This is a genomic window from Allochromatium warmingii (assembly GCF_900107145.1).
GTDB lineage: Bacteria > Pseudomonadota > Gammaproteobacteria > Chromatiales > Chromatiaceae > Thermochromatium > Thermochromatium warmingii.
In genome coordinates, this window is record NZ_FNOW01000018.1 from 1 (window position 1) to 21,223 (window position 21,223).

The 21,223-nt window shown below is 55.5% G+C and carries 13 protein-coding genes; 4 read left to right on the forward strand and 9 right to left on the reverse strand.

Annotation, left to right across the window (positions count from 1 at the left end):
• Positions 1–133 precede the first annotated feature (133 nt).
• The gene (locus BLW10_RS07045) at positions 134–1,735 is read left to right on the forward strand and encodes a DNA methyltransferase (protein WP_091333428.1); all 1,602 of its coding nucleotides are present in this window, start codon (positions 134–136) and stop codon (positions 1,733–1,735) included.
• 119 nt (positions 1,736–1,854) lie between these two features.
• On the opposite strand, the gene BLW10_RS07050 is transcribed toward BLW10_RS07045, so the two are convergent.
• From BLW10_RS07050 to htpG, 7 genes are all read right to left on the reverse strand, one after another.
• Complete coding sequence (locus tag BLW10_RS07050) at positions 1,855–6,021, reverse strand: hypothetical protein (protein WP_177169011.1); 4,167 nt, start codon at positions 6,019–6,021, stop codon at positions 1,855–1,857.
• Positions 6,022–6,175: 154 nt separating this feature from the next.
• Positions 6,176–6,667, reverse strand: coding sequence for an Hpt domain-containing protein (locus BLW10_RS07055; RefSeq protein ID WP_091333430.1), 492 nt, complete (start codon positions 6,665–6,667; stop codon positions 6,176–6,178).
• A gap of 47 nt (positions 6,668–6,714) precedes the next feature.
• Entirely contained in the window at positions 6,715–7,092 is a 378-nt protein-coding gene (locus tag BLW10_RS13980; protein WP_091333431.1) for a response regulator, read from the reverse strand.
• 20 nt (positions 7,093–7,112) lie between these two features.
• Positions 7,113–9,797 (reverse strand): PAS domain S-box protein, encoded by a 2,685-nt coding sequence (locus tag BLW10_RS14110; RefSeq protein WP_091333433.1) that lies wholly within the window; start codon positions 9,795–9,797, stop codon positions 7,113–7,115.
• Positions 9,798–9,905: 108 nt separating this feature from the next.
• Positions 9,906–10,445 (reverse strand): cache domain-containing protein, encoded by a 540-nt coding sequence (locus tag BLW10_RS07070; RefSeq protein ID WP_091333434.1) that lies wholly within the window; start codon positions 10,443–10,445, stop codon positions 9,906–9,908.
• A gap of 299 nt (positions 10,446–10,744) precedes the next feature.
• Positions 10,745–10,999, reverse strand: coding sequence for a molybdopterin converting factor subunit 1 (gene moaD, locus BLW10_RS07075; RefSeq protein WP_091333496.1), 255 nt, complete (start codon positions 10,997–10,999; stop codon positions 10,745–10,747).
• Between the two features lie 147 nt (positions 11,000–11,146).
• On the reverse strand, positions 11,147–13,066 hold the full coding sequence (gene htpG, locus BLW10_RS07080) for a molecular chaperone HtpG (RefSeq protein ID WP_091333436.1): 1,920 nt from the start codon (positions 13,064–13,066) through the stop codon (positions 11,147–11,149).
• A gap of 217 nt (positions 13,067–13,283) precedes the next feature.
• Between htpG and BLW10_RS07085 the strand changes: the two genes are divergently transcribed.
• Together BLW10_RS07085 and BLW10_RS07090 are read left to right on the forward strand one after the other, a co-directional pair.
• Complete coding sequence (locus BLW10_RS07085; protein WP_091333437.1) at positions 13,284–14,918, forward strand: alpha-D-glucose phosphate-specific phosphoglucomutase; 1,635 nt, start codon at positions 13,284–13,286, stop codon at positions 14,916–14,918.
• Between the two features lie 194 nt (positions 14,919–15,112).
• Complete coding sequence (locus BLW10_RS07090) at positions 15,113–16,042, forward strand: ADP-ribosylglycohydrolase family protein (protein ID WP_091333439.1); 930 nt, start codon at positions 15,113–15,115, stop codon at positions 16,040–16,042.
• Between the two features lie 246 nt (positions 16,043–16,288).
• Here the strand turns inward: BLW10_RS07090 and menD are convergent, their stop codons facing one another.
• Both menD and BLW10_RS07100 read right to left on the reverse strand, forming a co-directional pair.
• Positions 16,289–18,010, reverse strand: a complete 1,722-nt coding sequence (menD, locus tag BLW10_RS07095) for a 2-succinyl-5-enolpyruvyl-6-hydroxy-3-cyclohexene-1-carboxylic-acid synthase (protein ID WP_091333441.1) — start codon at positions 18,008–18,010, stop codon at positions 16,289–16,291.
• 17 nt (positions 18,011–18,027) lie between these two features.
• Positions 18,028–19,404, reverse strand: coding sequence for an isochorismate synthase (locus BLW10_RS07100; RefSeq protein ID WP_091333443.1), 1,377 nt, complete (start codon positions 19,402–19,404; stop codon positions 18,028–18,030).
• A gap of 166 nt (positions 19,405–19,570) precedes the next feature.
• Between BLW10_RS07100 and BLW10_RS07105 the strand changes: the two genes are divergently transcribed.
• Complete coding sequence (locus BLW10_RS07105) at positions 19,571–21,190, forward strand: DNA methyltransferase (protein ID WP_091333445.1); 1,620 nt, start codon at positions 19,571–19,573, stop codon at positions 21,188–21,190.
• Positions 21,191–21,223 lie beyond the last annotated feature (33 nt).

Here is a 21,223-nt window from a genome sequence, read left to right on the forward strand (position 1 = left end):
GTGAGTCTCAAGTTTACTTAGCGTCTAGTCGATTGTTGCTTCGCCAAATTTGCAATAATCAAGTTCGCTATAAATTAGCCGCTGGCTAGAAAAAAACTGATTTGCCAGTTTCTAGACAGCCTCTCAAGAAAAAATGAATTATTTATATTACGGCGATAATCTCGATATTTTGCGGACAAAAATTCCCACTGAAAGTGTTGATCTATGTTATATAGATCCGCCATTTAATTCTAAGCGTAATTATTTTCAAATTTATAATAATCAAGGTACTGAAGATCGCGCACAGTCACAAGCATTTATTGATACGTGGGAATGGGGTGAGGAAGCGATTGCTGGATTTGATTATATTAACGATATTAGTAATCAAACAAAATTTACATCACAAACAGTCGCGCTGATTCGTGGCTTAGAACCCGTTTTAGGACGTGGAGATTTGTTTGCGTATCTTGTTCACATGACATTGCGCATCGTTGAAATTCATCGAGTTTTAAAAAGAACAGGAAGCTTTTTCTTGCATTGCGATGCGACAGCATCACATTATCTCAAACTAATATTAGATAGTGTTTTTTGTGGAAATGGTGGCGAATATCGCAACGAAATTATTTGGGCTTACGATACAGGCGCTACTCCAAAAGGCACAAAATTTTTAAAAAAACACGATATTATATTCTGGTACTCGAAATCCGTAAAAGATGTATGCGTAAACGAACTATTCCGCAAGCATGTTATTCCACAAGAAGATTTAAAACGATATAAAAAAGATCAAGATGGCCGACTATGGCGCGACAACCCTGTTGGCGATTACAGTCAAAACAGCATTGAAGCACTAGAAAAAAAGGGATTGATTCACTATACAAAAAATGGAAAACCTCGGATAAAAATGTATCTTGAATGTGAAAATGGTGTGTATTTTAAATACAAGAAAATTCCAGATTATTGGGATGATATTGATGCGTTAAACGCTAATGCTGCTGAACGTTTAGGCTATCCTACGCAAAAACCAGAATTGTTGTTAGAGCGCATTATTAGTGCATGCAGTAATGAAGGCGATACCATTCTCGACGCCTATTGCGGTTGCGGAACAACTATAGCTGTTGCTCAAAAATTAAAAAGACGCTGGATTGGGATAGATATTACCTATCAAAGCATCAGTTTAATACTAAAAAGGCTACAGGATACATATCCTAAAAAATTGAAAAAAATCGAATCTTCACTAATACTAGATGGTGTGCCACGCGATCTAAATAGTGCTATCGCTTTAGCGAATCGCAAAGACGATAAAACGCGCAAGGAGTTTGAAAAATGGGCTATTCTCACTTATTCCAATAATCAAGCACGAATTAACGACAAAAAAGGCGCAGATGGTGGAATTGATGGCGTTTCTTTGTTTGTAGTTTATTCTAGCAAAAACGGTAAAGCTGTTTTTCAAGTTAAATCAGGAAGCGTTAATCGAGCTACTATTGCAACATTAAATAGCGATAGATTACGAGAGAAAGCTGAAATAGGGATTCTGATTTGTTTAAATTCACCGACAAAACCCATGCAGCAAGAAGCGATTGCCGCCGGTATATATAAGCATCCACTATTAAATCGTCAAGACAATTGCATTCAAATTGTGACTGTGCCGGAAATTTTAGCTGGTAAGCGTCTGGATTTACCAATGGGACGAACGGATACGATCAAAACCGCAATGGCTACAAACGATCAAGATCAACAAATAATCTCTTTCGATTAAATTAAAGATTTTCGTAGTTTAGCGCATAAAAAACCGCCGCATTTCAGGAAGAAGTACGGCGGTTTAATCAAAAAAGAAGATACGTAAAAAATACATATCAGCTTTTTATTGTCAAACAGCTACCACCCACCCGCCTTATTGCTGGAAGCTGGTGGCTGACCGCTGGAAGCGGCTACCGCCCCCCGATCCACCCACAGCATGGGCTGCGCAAAGCCCTGCCAGCCCCAGCGCAACCAATCAAGCAGGCGCACCGCTAACCACAGCGCCCACGCCAACATCAGGGCGCGATAGACCCACAGCGGCACCGAGATTACCCAGATTTCCGGTAACTGCGGGCCACCTCGATCCTGATACCAATTTAAGATCGTCGCGCTGGAACCGTGACCGCGAATCCACATTTCGGGATGGCCGAGTAAGCCTTGCTGCACCGCGCCGATCAACGCTGAGAGCGCCAGCAGCGTCAGCAGCACTAGCCCGATTTGCAGCAGATTGAACTGCCACCAGCGTAGCGGCGTGGTGTCCAAGCGTTGCCGCCAACCGAGCGCAAACAGCCAGCCGCCAATTAGCACCGCAACCACCACTTCCGACAGTGCCAGCCCAATACCTAGCAATAGCCAGTCGTACCAGCGCAGCGGCGTTAATTGCACCCGTCCGAGCAGCAGTGCGACCGCAATCAGCACGATCAACAGGCCCCAAAACAGCACCGCTGGCCCAATCCCCGCGCCGCTGGCCCACAGCACCCAGCGATCATCCGGCAGGCGCACCTGTTGCGTGAGATTGACGGCGCTCTGTCCCAGATCGGGACTCAGTGGTCGAAAACTGGTTAGCAATGGGGTCGGTGAGCGCCACGCGAGGCGCATGTCTTGCGTGCCCGGAAGCAGCGGCAGTTCAATCTGGATACTCTGGCTACTCGGCAGCGGCAGCGTGCGCCCATCAATGCTCAGGGAGCGCAATTCAGCGCCATCCGGTAGCGAAATCGTGTGTACACCACCCTGCGTACTGCGGGCCGTGAGCGTCAGCGTCGTATCGGTGCCGCGCCGTCCGGGGGCGATCTGCACGGCCACCCGATCTAACGTCAGCGTCGGCCCGGGTACACCTTCAGGACGGCTGATGCGCAGTCGTAACCGCTCGCCGGGCAGCGGTCGCCACTGCGGGAGCCAACGGCTACCCTGACCCTGATGATGCACTGGCGCGAGATCCATTGCGTCTAAATGCCACAGCGGACTGAGATCGAGCCACCAGGATTCAGTCAGACGCGGATCGCTGCTCGCGGTCAATTCCAGTTCATCGACTGGCGTGAGACTCGATACCCAGTGCAGCGCGGTTTGCCCGGGCGCAAGGACGACCTGCAGCCGTTGCCCGTCGCTTTGCAGTCCAGCGGTTTGCACCGATTCTCCGGGCAGCAGCGGTACCGCGATCAATACCGGAAATTCGGGCGCAGACAGGCGGCTAACTTGCGTGGTCACGCGCCAATCGCGGCCAAAGTCCAAACGCCGTTCGACTAACAGCAGCGGCGGCAGTGCTTCTTGCGTCAGTGGTTGCTCGCCGCTAGATTCGGTCGCGGCCAGCCGCAATAACTGAAGCTGTTGCCCGAGACGACCATCGGCATTGACCCCTTCGATCCGCCAGCCCTCGGCATCGGTCGTGAGCTGACGCGGTGGCAGCGCCAGTCGCACATCAACGCGGGTTTCAGTGCCCAGCGTGCCAGTGAGCTGCACCTGATGGCGACCGCGTGGCAGCGCGAGCAACAGCCGTCCATCGGGATCACGGCGCAGGGTTTCGAGCGCCACACCATCGACCCGCACCGCACTCGGCGACCAGCCGGAGCGCGTTTCCAGCAGCGGCGCAGCCAGTGCGGTCGCGGCATCGAGCGTGAGATCGAGCGTCAACTGTTCCGCTGTCGCCTGTACCGCGAGATCGGCCAGCGTCAGGCAATCGGGCAGACACTCCGGCGGAGCCAAGAGCCGCGTGCGCAAGTCATCGAGCAATTCTGGATTCGGAAATTCAGCAGCCAGCGTCGAGCGTGGCGTGAACAGTGCCGTGAGCGCGACGGCCAGCATCAGCACGGCGAGCGATGTCGGCAATTTGCTCGGCAGTTGGAGCGTCCAGCGCGATAGCGAGACATCCGCCACGCGCCAGCCGAGCGCCAGCAGCAGCGCCCCGCCGATGAGCACGCACACCAAGCGCCAACGCGGAGTCAGCCACCACAGCCGCGCCCCATCCTGCGGGCCAACCGGCGCACTCCAACTGAACTCGACCTGCCGCCACTGCCAATCGGGAATGCCGGGGCCGGTCTGGATCAAGGCTTTAGGATCAAAACGCTCCAGCGGTGAAATGGGCGCGGCGGGTACAGGTTCTGAGAGGCTGGATGCACGGGCTTTACGCTCAGGCTGCATCGCGCCCATTTCATCCATTTCCGCCGGAGCTGGCGCTTCCATCAGTTGCGCGTTGAAGGAAAAGTGCGGCGCTGACCGGGGCGGAGCTGCACCGACCCGCGCACCGGTGGCGCTCCAATACGGCTGCGCCAGTTGTGGATAGAGTCCGTGCCGCACTTCAGTGACCAAAAACGGCAAGCTGATCGTCAGCAGCGCCAAAATTGCCAGCCGTTGATACCAGCGCACCAGCCCGCGCCACCGCGCCAGCCCGCGTGCGTCGGTCTGTTGCGGTAGCAATCGCAACAGCGCCGCCGCTGCCAGCAGATGCAGCCACACCAGACGCGGTGCGCCGGGTTCGAGCCAAATCAACGTCAAAGTGACCAGCGCCAACGCGCCCCAGCCCACGCCCCAGAGTCGCCCGACGCCGAGCGTGAGAATCAGCACTAAAAATAGATCGAGCAGTGTCCAGCGCGTCAGCCAGGTATCGGGGCGATTATCGACGCCAGAGACAGCCAGTAACGCCCAGCCCGGCGGCAGATGCAGTCGGCTGGTCGCGCCGTCGAGCGTCAATGACCAACCCGAAGCCGGAATCCAATCAGCAGGCGCGGATTCGAGCCGACTATCAGCAACTAGGTTTAACTGTCCGCGTCGCACCTCGATGCCGGGCGGCGCATCGGCGGTCAAGCGCGTAATCAGCGCCGGTTGTTCGGCGATCCGCGCCTGACCGAGTGCCAATTCGGGCGCGGTTTCGAGCCGCCAACTGCGCGTCACCTCACCGTTGAGACGGTCGCGCACGCTGTACCCCTGACCATCGAAATCGAGCCACAATTCACGCGCCAAGCGCAGGCGATTCGGCTCAGGATCGGTCTCGCCGCGTCCCTGTTCATTTAATAGCAGCACCGCGCCCGGCCCAGCGGCATACACCGGCAACCGCGCCCAGTCGCTCGGAATGCCGGTTTGATTCGGGTCGAGGCGTTCTAAGCCGGTCAGCTCGACGCGCCGCCGCTCCGGTTGCGCCGCAAATGCCCAGACCTCGCGCTCCGGCCAGGGTGCGGCCAGTTCTTCGGGTCGCCGTAATTCGCTGATCGCGCCGACATGATGACTGGTGATTTCCACCACCCAACGCCCCGGACGCACCTGCACGCGCAAGGTTCCATCCAGATCTAAGCGGGTCGGCAACGGACTAACAATCTGTGATGGCTGACCACCGGGCAACAGCACCGGGCCGAGTTCCAGCGCCCGTGTGCGGCCCGAGACCTCTAATTCCAGCCGCGTCAACACGCGCAACGGTACCTCATCATCTAGGCGACGATAGACATCTAAACGCAGTTGATCGCCCTCGGTTGCGGTGCGTGCTGATCCGGGATCACGCAGCCATAATCGCGCCTCGCGATCCAAACGCGGCACCAGCGGTGCGCCACCATCGAGCGCCAGCGTGACCAGTCCGGTTTGCGGCGGTAGTGCCAGCGATTCGGGACGGTCGCGCCACTGAAAACGCCCGCTGAGTTGATATTGACCGGCAGCCAGTTGCACCGCCGGACGCCCATCCCGAAGCATCACCGGCAGCGGATGATTATCCGCCTGCACCGCCTGCGGCCAGTGCTCGACATCGCCGGGCAGCATCACCCAATCGGCGGCATTCAGCGTCCAGCGTTGCGTAAACCGCCCGCCGCTGGCATCGAGTTCAAGCTGCAAGCGTCCGGGCCAAGCGCACAGCCGTTGCGCACCATCAGCGGCCAGCGGACAGACGCGAGGATCGCGGCCCGGTGGTTCCTGCTCCAACACCCAGGGCACCCAGGGCGCGAGTGCCTCGGGGATGGTGTAACCCTCAGCCGTCGCGTGCGCCGCGAGCAGCGCCAACCCACCGCCCAACAGCCAAACCGCGAAGCGAATGCGCATGAAATGGGACATAACTGTGCCTCGTGAGTGGGAAAGGACAGCGGCATCAAGAACGACCCGAACGACTGGTCAGACGATCCGCGCTATATCGTCGATCTGCTCCGGCGCGTGGTGCAGATGAGTCTGAAAACTGTGCGGGATGAAGCCGACGCTTCCACCAAAAAAGCTATTCCTCAGCCTCTGACGGCACAATAACAGCGACTGTCGCCTGTACATAGCGAGCAATAGATTCCAAAGCGGTGGTGATGGCTGTCTGCAACGGTTCCACTGAACTATCACCGCCTTCCGCTAAATGCCTTTCTAAGCGACTCGCTTGCTCCGCCACCTCAAGCAGGCCCATATTGCCCGCCGTTCCCTTGAGTTTATGGGCGAGTTGTCGCGCGGCTTCCGGTTCAGCGTTCGCAATGATCTGCGCACTATCAGCATAGTCATGTGCGAAGCGTTGCAAATATTGGCAATACAGATCGGGTTTCCGCCAAATAGCCAGTCCCTGATCGAGGGCCAGACCGGGTAGCGCCGTGCAGGATTGTTGCGCATCCGCAGCCGCGTCCGTAGTCTGGGTTGACGCGATCACCGCCGCAGTTGGCAGCTTCACCAGCGAGAGAATCAAGGCCACCGCTTCCGTCACATCGAACGGTTTTGACAGAAAGGCGTTCATCCCCGCCTCAAGTGCAGCGCGGTGCTGCTCACCAACGGTGTCGGCAGTCAGGGCAACAATCGGTAACTGCGACAGGCCCGCGTGTTGCGAATCAGGCGCGTAGCCGTGCGCCCATCCATCACCGGCATCTGCACATCCATCAACACCAGATCGACCGCTTCAGGATGCGCGATCAGCCAATTCACCGCTTCCTGACCATCGCTGGCAAGCTGCACCGTCGCGCCCTCATCGCTAAAAATGCGTTGCGCAACATCGCGGTTAATATCACTGTCATCGACGACGAACAGACGCAGACCGACTAAACGACGGGCGTTGACCGGCGTCGCGGGGGTCTGCGGCAAGCGACCCAAGCGCCGCTGACGTTCACGGATCACCGCATCATAGAACGATGAAGGCGTCAGCGGCTGCGTGAGCACCGCGTCCATCGCCTGAACATGCGGCAGCTCTAATAAGCTGGTGCTGTTATGGGCGGTGAGCAGAAACAGCAGCGGTCGCGCCGCAGTCGGGAGCGCGTGACGAATCGTGTTTGCGATGCCAAAAACATCGGATCCGGGTTCGCGCCAATCCAAGAGCACCACCGCCTCAGTTCCCTGAAATGCCGCATCACCCAAAACATAGCGTAGTGCTTGCTGTCCCGACGCCACCTGCGTCGCCGTCCAGCCGAGTGCCGCAACCGTAGCGGCTGCCCCTCGCGCACAACGGGATTGTCATCGACGATGAGCACGCGAATCCGTGCGCTCTCATCTTCCGTGTACTGTGTGGGCGTGGTCTCTAGGACATCAAATATCAGCTCAAACCAGAAGGTGCTACCAACCCCCAGCGTGCTATTGAGCTTCAGCGAACCGCCCATCAGTTCCACGAAGCGTCGGGAAATCGCCAACCCAAGCCCCGATCCGCCAAAGCGCCGCGTGGTGGACGCATCCGCTTGCGCAACAGGTGTTTTGATGACCTGTACCCATTCACGGTGTCCATCACTGGCAAAAGTCAGCTCTTCTTCATTTGATCGCGGTTGACCAGCGGCAATCACCGCTTGATCATTAGCACGGAAAAAATCGGCCTGCTCAGATGAGGTAAAATCATAGTCAGTCCGACCGACGATCTGCGTTTTGCTTAAACCATAAAGGTTTTCAAAACGTCGATTACAGGTTATATAAACCCCGTCAGGATCTTTCAGCCAGACGAGATCGGGAATATTGCTAAACAGCGTTTCGAGCAGTTGTTGGCTATCGCGCAGTGCAATTTCTGCCAGTCGTTTTTCCGTGACATCCCCATCTAAACCGCGATAGCCAATAATCCGGCCGTCGTCATCATGAATGGGCATACCCGTGCTATAGACATAGAGTAAACGCCCATCGCGATGCTGATTGATATTCTCAAGGTCGCGGAATGATGCACCGCGTGCAACGATATCGCTAAATTCCGCCGCCACGCGCACGGCTTCATTCGCTGGCATTAAATCAAAAGCCGAGCGTCCGAGAATTTCAGCGGGTGTGTAGCCAAGCACGGTTTGCACGCCTTCGGAAGCATAGGTATAGCGGGCCTGTGAATCGACTTCCCAAACCCAATCGGCAGAGGCATCAACGATGTCTTGAAAGCGTTGGCGACTGGCGTTGAGTGCTTGCTCGGCTTTTTTGCGGGTAGTAATGTCTTGCACGGTGCCGCGCAACAGGATGACTTGTCCAGTCGCGTCAAATACCGGCTCGCCACGCGCCGTAATCCAACGGGTGCTACCATCGGGACACACAACCTCGGCATCACACTGATAAGCCGCGCCATGCGTCAGCGCCTCTTGAACATATTGCGTTAAATTGCTCCAGCTCTTCGCGGTGAAATACTGCATTACCTCTGGATATAAGGCCGCCGGTAATGTCGGATCGCGGCCATAAATTCGATAGACTTCTTCTGACCAATGATGGGTATTAGTGGGAATATCCCATTCCCAGTGCCCAATTCCGGCAATGCGTTGCGCTTCACGCAAACGCGCTTCGCTGTCGCGTAGGGCGGCGGTGGCGGCTTTATGGGCGCTAATATCCAAAGCATAAACAATCCGCATTGCCGAGCGACTATCATCGGTCTGCGTCACAGTCACATCTAATAGCACTGGGAAACGCTCACCATCCTTGCTCAGATGTTCGGTCTCAAAAACACAATGCCCAGTCGCATCCGCCTGCTGTAATGCCATTAGCGTTTCAGCCACGCGGTCAGCCGGAAACAATGCCGCGACCGGCATCCCGATTAGCTCTTCAGGACGATAGCCGCGCCGCTTGGCAAAAGCCGGATTGACCGCGACGAGTCGCTGATGTACCGGATCGCCGATGGCCAAATTCAATTCAGCTTTGATAAAGGCATCATTCCAGAGCGCCAGCCGTAATTCCGCTGCCTTGCGTGCCGAAATATCCTCAATAACGGAAATAAAATAATCCGGCGCACCGTTCGGCTGGCGAACCAGTGAAACGGTCAAATGCCCCCAAATCAGATCCCCATTTTGACGGATGTAGCGTTTATCGAGCGCATAGGTCTCAATATCGCCATTGAGCAAGCGTTCAACTAAAATCAAATCGTGATTGATGTCATCGGGATGACTGATGTCTTGAAAGCGCAAGTTGAGCAGTTCAGTCTCGGCATAGCCAAGTAAGGCGCAGAGCCGTTTATTGACCCGCAACCACTGACCATTCGGAACCACTAACGCAATACCAACGGCGGCTTGTTCAAAGGTCGCCAAAAAGCGTTGCTCGCTTGCATGTAATTGTTCTAGCGCCGCAAGGCGTTCAGTTTGAGCGTCATGAATGGCAGTCGCCAGTGCCATTTGCTGACGATGGCGTAATAATAATGAGCCGACGAATAGCGTGAGTAAAATAAATCCGCTGATCAATCCCAGCAGCGCAATTTTTGGTAAAGCCAAAGCGCGAATTTCCGCTTGATCGAGCTTGGCAATCAGGAACCAATCGGTTCCTGGAATGGCTTTAGCGACACCAAGAACCGGAACATCACGATAATCAACGCCCTCAATCACATCATTGGCGGCAACCTCACCGCGCAGCCATTGCGCCGCCAGCAGCCGGACGCTGGAAACAGGCCGACTGGTCTGGGTCGTATCGTCCAGATAACGCAGCGGACAGAGATAGCGCACATGCTCGCCATCACGACGAAATAGGAAGGTTTCACCGCTGCTAATGTTGCTTGACCACGCACTCAGCGTCGGGCACAGCCAATCCTGCGCATCAATGCGCAGAATGACCTAGGGTGACGGCCCCGCGCCGATGAGTGGAATTGCATAATCGAGATGGATATGCCCTAGCCGATCCAAATATGGATCAATTCGCTGGATGTGGTTTGCGGTAGGATTCGCGGCAAGTAATTGCGTTAATTCCGGCGGGATGTCATGGGAGACCTCATCGGTACTCCAAATCAATTGCCGTTCGGCATCATAAAGCGAAACACTCGCTACACTTTTTTTAACACTGAGCCGAGCCAATCGTGCCTGAAGCTGCTGTGCTGCCGCAAGATCATGTTGATTGATCCAGCGTTGATATTCATCCAACAAATTAGGATTGAGGCCGACGATTTCGGCATCACTGCGCCGCTCATCTAACCAATCGGTGATTTGGTGTGCCTGAAGATCAACAATGGCACGCAGACGGTCACTCTCATAACGCTTCTTTTCTTTCAGAACCGAGTCAATGCCAAATCCACATAGACCAATAATAATGAGCGTAATCAGTAGCTCTAATAGTCGGTGCATCCAGCTATAACGCACAAGCGTAATCACTTTATTCATGAAGTTGACCTCACAATCGTCAATCCTTACACTGAGCAGCGCAATCAGTTGCCGCTTTTATCCAGATTTACTACCGACGACACGGAGCGCCTGTTAGTCGCACAACGGGCTGCCGTAACCTTCTATTTCTAATCGAAATAATAGCTTAACCTGCAACGCTTTTAGGCGTGTAACGTTGGGGCGAGGCTGCTTGCAGCCAGACAATGAGAAACGCCAGCCAGCTTCGTGATTGCACGCAATCGGATGATCGCCGTGACGAAGTTGGTAGCTAAGGGGGGCGGGAGAGTGAAAATTCCAATTCATCCGCCCGTGACGGGCGGAAAAAAGGCTACTTCTTGACCATCCTGAATCTGGGTATCGGGTCGCGCCAGCTCTTGCGCAACGGCGGCCAGCACGGTTTGTTCCGCGCCGAGCGCCTCAGCCCAGACGCCCCCGCGTGTACACAACTGCTCGCGCAGTGCCGCGACAGTAGCGATCTCGGCTGACCATACAAGCTGTTCTTCGCTGGTGGCTAACTGTTCGCGTAGACGGGCGAAATAACGTAGGTGAATCATGGTGTTATCGTGTGATACGGCGTGCAGTGTCGTTAGATTATGTGCCAGCGGTAAGCTTGACGGTGAATGATCCAATTCAACTGGCACACAACCCAACGCCAGACTTAAAAGTGACGAAGCCAACGCTTCGTCACCAGATCAACGGAATTAACCGTCCGCCATCATCATATTCAGCATCAGCTTATTGAGCCGTCCGACAAATGCTGCCGGATCGTCAAGCTGACCGCCCTCTGCTAATTGCGCCTGATCGAATAAAATCGACGCCAGATCATTAAAATGCACGTCGTCCGACTCGGATTCCAAACGCCGCACTAATAAATGATCCAGATTGACTTCTAAGATCGGCTTGGTCGCAGGCGCACTCTGCCCGACCGCCTTGAGCACGCGGGCGAGATTGGCGCTCATGTCATCCGCGCCGACCACCAGACAGGCCGGTGAATCAACCAACCGCGTGCTCGGGCGCACGTCTTCGACCTGCTCAGCGAGGGCAGTTTTGAGCCGATCCAACAGCGGCTTGTGCTCGGTAGCGGCTTTTTCTTTGGCTTCCTGCTCGTCTTTGTCAGCCAATTCGCCGAGATCCAGATCACCCTTTGCGACCGATTGCAGCGACTTGCCTTTGTATTCGTGCAGATGACTGACCAGCCATTCATCAACCCGATCTGACAATAGCAGCACTTCGACGCCTTTTTTGCGGAACACTTCCAGATGCGGGCTGTGACGCGCTGCCGCCGGACTGTCAGCGGTGATGTAATAGATCTTGTCCTGACCGTCTTTCATGCGCTCGATATAGGCATCCAGCGATTCGCGCTGCTCGCTGCTTTCGCTGTGCGTGGTCGAGAAGCGCAATAAACCAGCGAGCCGTTCTTTATTGGCGAAGTCCTCGGCTGGGCCTTCTTTAAGCACCTTGCCGAATTCATCCCAAAAAGTCGCGTATTTTTCCGGCTCATCATTAGCCAGGGTTTCGAGCAGACCGAGCACGCGCTTGGTATTGGCTTGGCGAATAGTGTCGATCTTGCGATTATGCTGAAGAATCTCACGCGAGACATTCAGCGGCAGATCGTCGGAATCAACGATGCCTTTTACAAATCGCAGATAATGCGGCAGCAGCTTGTCGGCTTCATCCATGATGAAGACGCGCCGCACATAGAGTTTAACGCCATGTTTTTGGTCGCGGTCGAATAGATCCCAGGGCGCTTTACTTGGTACATAGAGCAGCGTGGTGTATTCGTTGGTGCCCTCGACGCGATTGTGCGCATAGGCTAACGGCGGCTGGAAATCGTGCGAAACGTGTTTATAGAAATCGTGGTATTCCTCTTCCGTGATGTCGGATTTATTGCGCATCCAGAGCGCGGTACCGCGATTAACTTGCTCAAATTCCGGTGGCTCGCCTTTTTTCTGCTCGGCCTCTTCGCCATAATAGTCTTTGGCCATTTCGACCGGAATCGCCAGATGATCGGAGAATTTGCCGATAATTGAGCGCAAGCGCCAGCTATCTAAAAACTCTTTTTCATCGTCTTTCAAATGCAGCGTGACATCGGTGCCGCGTTCGGCTTTTACGACGGTTTCGAGCGTATAGCTGCCGCGTCCGTCGGATTCCCAGCGCACGCCGTGTTCGGCTCCAAGTCCGGCGCGGCGTGAGGTCAGTGTGACGGTATCGGCGACGATATAGGCCGAATAAAAGCCGACGCCGAATTGACCAATGAGCGTGCTGTCTTTGGCTTGATCGCCGGACAAGCTCTCGATAAAGCGGCGCGTGCCGGAGCTGGCAATACTGCCGATGGTCTCGACGACTTCGTTGCGGCTCAACCCAATGCCATTGTCGGAAATGGTGATGGTGCCGGCGTCGCGGTCAACGGTGACGCGGATGCGCAGTGCCGAATCGCCCTCGTAAAGTCCATCGTCGCTCAGGGCTTCAAAACGGAGTTTTTCGGCAGCATCTGAGGCGTTAGAGACCAGTTCGCGCAGAAAGATCTCTTTGTTCGAGTAGAGCGAGCGGATCACCAGATCCAGCACCTGACTCACTTCGGCCTTGAACTCCAGTGTTTCCTTATGCGCTTCGACTGTCATCTTGAATCTGTACCCTGTGTAGAGAAAAAAGTATGGGAGAAGAGTGGATCAAACCCGCTGGCCGACGCAGCAGCGCCCGCGCAGCGGATCAGCTATTGTCGCACGGGCGACGGCGGCTACAATGCCGCGTTCGGTCTGGGTGTCTGCGCGGTCGGTTCCGCCGTCGCACGCTGGCCGCTGAGTGAAGACTATTCAACCATAATTCAAGGGTTTGAAGATGGAAACGATCCGCATCGCCACCACGCCATTCGACGGCCAGCGCCCGGGAACGTCCGGGTTGCGCAAAAAAGTGAAGGTCTTTCAGCAGCCGGGCTATCTGGAAAACTTTGTTCAAGCCATTTTTGACACCCTGCCCGAATTGCGCGGCGGCAGTTTGGTCGTCGGCGGCGATGGGCGCTATTTCAACCGCGAGGCCATTCAGATAATCTTGCGGCTGGCGGCAGCGAATGGCGTGCAGCGGCTGATTGTCGGGCGCGGCGGGTTGTTTTCGACGCCAGCGGTGTCGTGCGTGATCCGCAAATCTAAAACGCAGGGCGGCATTGTGCTCTCGGCCAGCCATAACCCGGGCGGGCCGGATGAAGATTTCGGCATCAAGTTCAACGCCGCCAATGGTGGCCCCGCGCCCGAGTCTGTCACCGAGGCGATCTTTGCCCGCACCCAAACCATCGACGGGTATCTGACGCTCGACACGCCGCCGCTCGATCTCGATCAGCTTGGGACGTTCCAGCTTGGCGCGGCTACGGTTGAGATCATCGATCCAGTGAGCGATTACGCCAATCTGATGGAAGCATTGTTTGATTTCGATGCTATTCATCAGTTGTTCAATTCTGGCCAGTTCCAGATGCGCTTTGACGCCATGCACGCGATCACTGGCCCCTATGCGGTCGAGATTCTGGAAAATCGCCTCGGCGCGGCTCCGGGCACGGTGATGAACGGTGTGCCGCTGGAAGATTTCGGCGGCGGTCATCCCGATCCCAATCTTGCCCACGCGCAGGAATTAGTCGCGCTGACGCAGGGCGCAGACGGACTCGACTTCGGCGCAGCCTCGGATGGCGATGGTGACCGTAATATGATTCTCGGACGCGACTGTTTTGTCACGCCGAGTGATAGTTTGGCGATTCTCGCCGCCAATGCGCATCGTCTGCCGGGCTATCGGCAGGGGATTCGCGGCATCGCCCGCTCGATGCCGACCAGTCAGGCGGCCAATCGCGTCGCGGATTTTTTGGGGATCGAATGTTTTGAGACGCCGACCGGCTGGAAATTCTTCGGCAATCTGCTCGACGCCGGACGCATCACGCTCTGCGGCGAAGAGAGCTTCGGCACCGGCTCGGATCATGTGCGCGAAAAAGACGGGCTGTGGGCGGTGCTGTTCTGGCTCAATCTGCTGGCGGTGCGGCAGCAATCGGTGGCAGAAATTCTGACCGATCATTGGCGACGCTTTGGGCGCAACTTCTATACGCGGCATGATTATGAAGGCGTGGATCTCGCCGCTGCGGAAGGGCTGGTCGATCATCTGCGCCGCTTGCTGCCCGATCTGCCAGGGCGTCAGCTTGGCGCGGAGACGGTGAGCTATGCCGACGATTTCGCTTACACCGATCCGATTGATGGCAGTGTGTCCGCGCAACAAGGCATCCGCATCGGCTTTGCCAGCGGGGCGCGGATTGTTTATCGGCTGTCGGGCACCGGCACCTCGGGTGCAACGCTGCGCGTGTATCTCGAATATTTCGAGCCAAATCCGGCACTACATCAGCAGGATACGCAGGACGCGATGCGCCCGCTGGTGCTCATCGCCCGTGAATTGGCGCAGATCGAAGCGCGTACCGGACGGGCGGAACCGGATGTGGTGACCTGAGACGGGGGCAGAGTGCTGGCCGCTGGCAGCAACCCCCTACTCCCCCCGCACTACCCGCCAAAACCCCTGATGCGTCTGGTGGCTGACATCACGAATAGCACGAATAGGTGTCTGACCCCTATTTCCTCCTATTTCCTACTATTTCCTACGGGACGCAACAGGTAATCAAGATATTCACAATACGAGGGTTCAGTATGTCACTCGACAATGTCTCTGAACGTATGATGGGCTGCTTCATTGGTTTGGTTGTCGGCGATGCCTTTGGGGCTCCTTATGAGTTTTTTCCACGCGGAAAGCTGATCGTACAAGAGACGTTCACTGAAATTGTGAATAGTAAATTGCAAATCAAAAAAGGTGAATGGACGGATGATTCCTCTATGGCGCTGGCATTGGCCGACAGCCTGCTCAGTTGTGGCGGTTTCGATCCGAAAGATCAGATGCAACGCTATCGTCGCTGGGTTTTTACGGACGAAGGATATTGTTCGTCTAGGGCGACGGCATTCGGTTTTGGTCAAACTTTTTTGCATGCTTTATGGTGCTCGAAAAAAAACGATATACCCTATCCCGGCAGCATCAATCCCAAGCGCCCCGGCAATGGATCATTGATGCGTCTGGCGCCGATTCCGATTTATTTTTTGAGTGATCTCGAACAAACCATAAACTATGCCGGTCTTTCAAGCATGGTGACTCACGGTCATCCTGAATCTGTTTATGGCGCGCGACTGTTTGCCCGTATTCTTCATCAAGCCCTCAAGGGGCGGGAGAAAGCCGAGATTTTGCAGCAAACGCCGGAGTCGGATGCGCCTGAGCGTATTCAGGCGATCGCTAATGGCGCTTATCTCGACAAGCCTATGGAGGAAATTGATGGTACATTTTTTGCTGCGCAATCTCTGGAAGCGGCTATGTGGTGCTTTGCGCGAACTGATAGCTTCAAGGATGCAATCCGGCTGGCTGTTGCGCTTGGCGGGGACACGGACAGTACGGCGGCCGTTTGTGGCCAGGTGGCTGGGGCTTACTATGGTCTTTCGGCGATTCCAGAGCCTTGGACAACCGAGCTGGTGAAGCGGGATGAGGTGTTTGCAGTAGCGGAGCGTTTGTGCCAGGCGGGATGCGCCGACAAGTAAACGGCCATGCCAGGCGTCCTTTTTTAGTGCAGATCAAATTGATCTGATGTCGCTTAGCGGAACCGCTCCGGCCTCAGTCCGTATCGCCCTGTAGGAAATAGGGGTCTGCCCCTATTTCAATGATTAGACAGGATTAACAAGATGGTTCAGGATTTACAGGATTCTTTTAAGATAGATAAATCAATCAATCAATCAGCATTTAAAATCTTGTTAATCCTGAATCATCCTGTAAATCCTGTCTAAATTCTAAACTTCCCCCCGCACCACCCGCCAAAACCCCTGATGCGTCTGGCGGCTGACATCGCCGTCAATCACCACCTCGATCAACCCTGCTGGCTGCTGCGGTTGCAGCGATTCAGCTAGTGCCTGCCGAAATCCCACGCCATCGGAGACTTGACGATGCGCCAGCCCGAATGTTCGCGCTAAGTCTTTAAATGCAATATCAATCGGCGTGCGCCACAGCGTCGTAAATTCGGGCAAGCCGTACTGTGGCAGATAATCGAAAATGCGCCCGCCACCATTGTTCAGCACAATGCCGGGCCGCTCCAGCGCCCGCCATGCCAGCAACCCGCTCAGATCATGCAGCAGCGAGAGATCGCCAAGCAGCGCCGTGGTTGGTGTGCCAGCGGCGTTGAGTCCGGCGAGTGTCGAAGCCTGACCGTCGATGCCGCTGGCCCCGCGATTGCCAAATAGCCGCAGTGACTGCGCCCGCGCTCCCGACCAAGTATCTAACTGACGAATCGGCATCGAATTCGCGCACAACAGGCCGTCATCTGCCGGAAGCTGGGCGATCAGCTCGCCGATCAATTGCCCTTCGCACCAGGGCGCGTGCGCGAGATAGTCGGCGGCAAGCTGCGCGATGTGCTGTTCAGCGGTGCGCCAAGCGGCCAGCCACGCACGATCCGCCGCGTTGATCTCCGATTCCGCTGCCAGCCACGCGCACACTGTCGCCGGATCGAGCGCAAGTTTCTGTTGCACATCGTAATTCGGATCGCTCCAACTGCCGCTGGTGCTGACCAACAGTGTCGGCACCTCAGCAAGCCAACTGAGCAGGGTTTTGGAAACCGGCGCTCGTCCGATGCGCAATACCCAAGCGGGTTTGAGCGCCGTTGCGGTGGTCGGATGACGCAAAAAGCTGTCATAACGGGTGATACGTGCGGGGGAAGCCGCCCCAAAACGCAAGCCTGAGAGTGGATCGCAGAGCACCGGCACGCCGAGTCGCGCTGCTGCTTGCCAGAGTGCCGCCGCGCCTGCGGCTGACCACTGGCCCGGCCCGCAACAGATCAGGCCGTGTCCACTATGTCGCGTGAAGTGTTGGAGCGCGTGGCGTGCTTGTGCTGGGATCGCGCTGGGCAGGCTGTCGGCGCTATCGCTGAGAGCGAGCGGCGGTTGCGGTTCGGGTGCCGCCTGACAGCTTGGCTCTGGCACCAATGGTTCACGAAACGGCAGATTCAGATGCACCGGCCCGGGCCACGCGCCCAGACTTTCCGCCGCTGCCCGTCGTCCGAGTGCGCGGATCTGTTTTAAGGCCAGCGGCGTGGCCTCAGGTGTGCCCGGATCGTAAAACGCCCGCACCTGCACCCCGAACAGGCGCGTTTGGTCGATGGTCTGATTCGCGCCCCAGCCGCGCAGTTCGGGCGGTCGATCCGCTGACAGCAACAGCAACGGAATCTCGGATTCCGCCGCTTCGATCACCGCTGGCAGCCAATGCGCCAGCGCACTGCCCGAAGTGCAGAGGACGCCGACCGGACGCCGCGAAGCCCGCGCCATACCGAGCGCCACAAATGCGGCACTGCGTTCATCGACAATCGGTGTCACGGTTACAGCCGGCTGACGCTGGGCGGCTAACACCAATGGTGTCGAACGCGATCCGGGCGACAGCACCAGTTGACGCATTCCGCCGGCAATCAGTCCATCAAACAGCGCCAGCGCCCAGCGTAGATTGACGCAGCCAAGATCAGTGGTCATCGTGTTTAAACAGTCGATTAGGCAAATTGCAGCGCCGTAGACATCGCCGCCAGCTTATGTTCAGTTTCCTGCCATTCGCTCTCAGGATCGGAGCCGCTGACCAGTCCCGCACCCGCGTACAGATCGGCCGTGCGGTCGAGAATCCGCGCACAGCGCAGCAGCACCCAGAGTTCGCCGGTCAAATCCGGTTCAATCAGCCCCGCCGCGCCCGTGTACCAACCGCGTTCGAGTGGCTCATGCGCATCGAGCCACGCCCGCGCCGCCGCACGCGGCTGGCCATTGGTCGCCGGTGTCGGATGCAGCCGTTCGGCCAGCTCAAACACATCGACTCCGGGATGCAGCTCACCGCGTAGCCGCGTCCACAGATGTTGCGCATTATTGAGTTGCAGAATACTCGGCCCCTCGGGTGGCTCCAGTCGCCGACAGCACTGACTGAGCGCCGTGCGCACCGCCTCGACCACGACGCGATGTTCACGCAAATTCTTCTCGCAACTTTGTAACCCCAGCGTGATCGCCGCATCGCGGTCGCTGTCCTCGGCGCGACTGGCCGTACCAGCGAGCGCATCGGCTTCCACGCGGTCGCGGCGCTGGGTAAACAGCCGTTCTGGGGTCGCGGCGACAAAGCTGGCCGCCTGTCGCCGAATGTTAATCACCTGACAGGACGGAAATAGATAGCTCAACGCGGCGTTGAGGCGGTCGAAATCAAAGCGCCGATGACCGAGCAGCCGTTGCCGACGACAGACGACGACCTTTTCTAAACGATTCTGCGCAATCTCGGCCAGCGCCTCGGCAACCAAATCGCGCCAAGCCGGACGATCTGGCGTGCTGGCGAGCGGATCGAGATGGGCTGAGGTCAGCGGCGCAAGCGTCGGGCGGTCGAGCAGCGGCACCCAGCGATCTAACCACGCCTCCCACCGCGCCAGTTGCGCCGCTGGATCGGTCGGACGGTGCGCCGTCAGCACCAGCGCCGCCTGTCCGCCATGCGCCCGCAGTGCCAGCTCCGGCAACCACAGCAGCGCATTAGGCAGATCGTCGGCAACGGCGTGCGGCGTGGCAGCAAAACCGAGCAATCCGAACCCATTGAAACCCGTTTCATCGGGGTCAGACTGCACCCAGGTTGCGCGAAGATCGTGCGCGATCTGTTGTAGGTTGCGCAAACGCGCTGGCCCCTCGGCTGTCCACTCAGCGGCAATCCCATAACCCGCCCGCAGCTCGCCGCGATCACTGTGCGCAAACTGAAAGCGCGGGCCGTCGAGATCGGGAGCACGCGCCAGCGCATACGGCAGTTCGAGAATCAGCGACGCAGGGCCGCGACCCGAAGCAAGCGGCAGCCGCCCGACGCTTTCGCGCAGTCGGGCCTTAAGCTGATCGAGGATTTGAAGCGATTGCAGCATGAGTCGAATCGTGGCGGGGCTGTGAATTGAGATAAACCGCCGTGACGGTGCAGAGCGGTTCGCTGACAATGCCAGTGATTATACTTAAAAATTTGCAAATGCTTAATCGAAAATTTATTATTGCAAATTCAATAATTCGAGATCCTGTTGAATCGGGAAATTAATAATGAACACATTATACTATGGCGATAATTTGAATGTCTTGCGCGAGCAGCTTAAAGATGAATCCGTCGATCTGATTTATCTCGATCCGCCGTTTAATTCCAATGCAAATTATAATGTGCTGTTCAAATCCCCGACTGGTGAAGATAGTCACGCTCAAATCGAAGCCTTTACGGATACTTGGCATTGGGGCGAACAGTCGGAGCGCGAATTTACAGAATTATTGTCACAACCGAATACGGATGTGGCAAATCTGATAACAGCTTTGCGCGGATTTTTGGGCGCAAATGATATGATGGCGTATTTAACGGCGATGGCAATTCGATTATTAGAATTGCATCGCGTGCTCAAGCCAACTGGCAGTTTATATTTACATTGTGATCCAACGGCGAGTCATTATTTGAAAATTGTATTGGATGCGGTATTTGGAAATAACAAGTATCGTTCTGAGATTAGCTGGAAACGTTCAAGTGCGCATAATGATGCAAAGCAAGGGCGCAAGCAGTACGGTAATATTAGGGATGTAATTTATTTTTACACTAAATCAGATGATTGGGTTTGGAATTGGCTTTATACTCCGTATGATCCAAAATATATTGAAACTGCTTATCGCCATATCGAACCAGAAACAGGCAGGCGTTATCGACTTGATAATTTGACTGGTCCGGGTGGAGCGGCAAAAGGTAATCCTCAATATGAAGTGATGGGCGTAACCCGTTATTGGCGCTACTCAAAAGAAAAAATGGAGCGGTTAATCGAAGAAGGGCGCGTCATACAAACTAAACCGGATACAGTTCCGGCTTACAAGCGTTATCTTGATGAAATGCCCGGTGTTCCATTACAAAACAACTGGGACGACATCAATTCAGCAAGTGGCAAGGAATTTTTTAATTATCCCACACAAAAACCGCTCGCGCTGCTAGAGCGTATTATTCAAGCCAGCAGCAATGCAGGCGATGTGATTCTTGATCCATTTTGTGGTTGCGGCACTGCCATTCACGCCGCCCAATCGCTCAACCGCCACTGGATTGGCATTGACATCACCCATCTAGCCATCAGCTTAATTGAAAATCGCCTCAAAACTGCATTCCCCGAAATTCAATTCGATGTACAAGGCACACCAAAAGACCTCGATGGCGCACGCGATTTAGCCGAGCGCGACAAATATCAATTTCAATGGTGGGCCTGTTCACTGGTCAACGCCCAACCCTATCAGGGGAAAAAGAAAGGCGCAGATGGTGGGATCGACGGCCAGATCTTTTTTCAGGATGAAAAACACAAACCTAAAAAGATCGTGGTGTCAGTTAAAGGTGGGAATACGGTCAGCGTTGCGATGATCCGCGATCTAGCGCATGTCGTCGAACGCGAGCAAGCGACGATAGGTTTATTTATTACACTGGCCGAACCAACTAAACCGATGCGCAAAGAAGCAACTGGATGCGGCTTTTATCAATCGCACGCTTACGGCAATAAACTTTATCCGAAGATTCAGATTTTAACCATCGCCGATTTATTAACCGGCCAAGCACGACCTGAATATCCAGCCGGACTCGAATTAGCGCCAAAATCTGCGCCGAACGATGCAACCCGTCAACGCAAAAAGCAGGAATCATTAGGGTTATAGGTTAGTATTTGAATTTACGGTCACGAAGCTAGA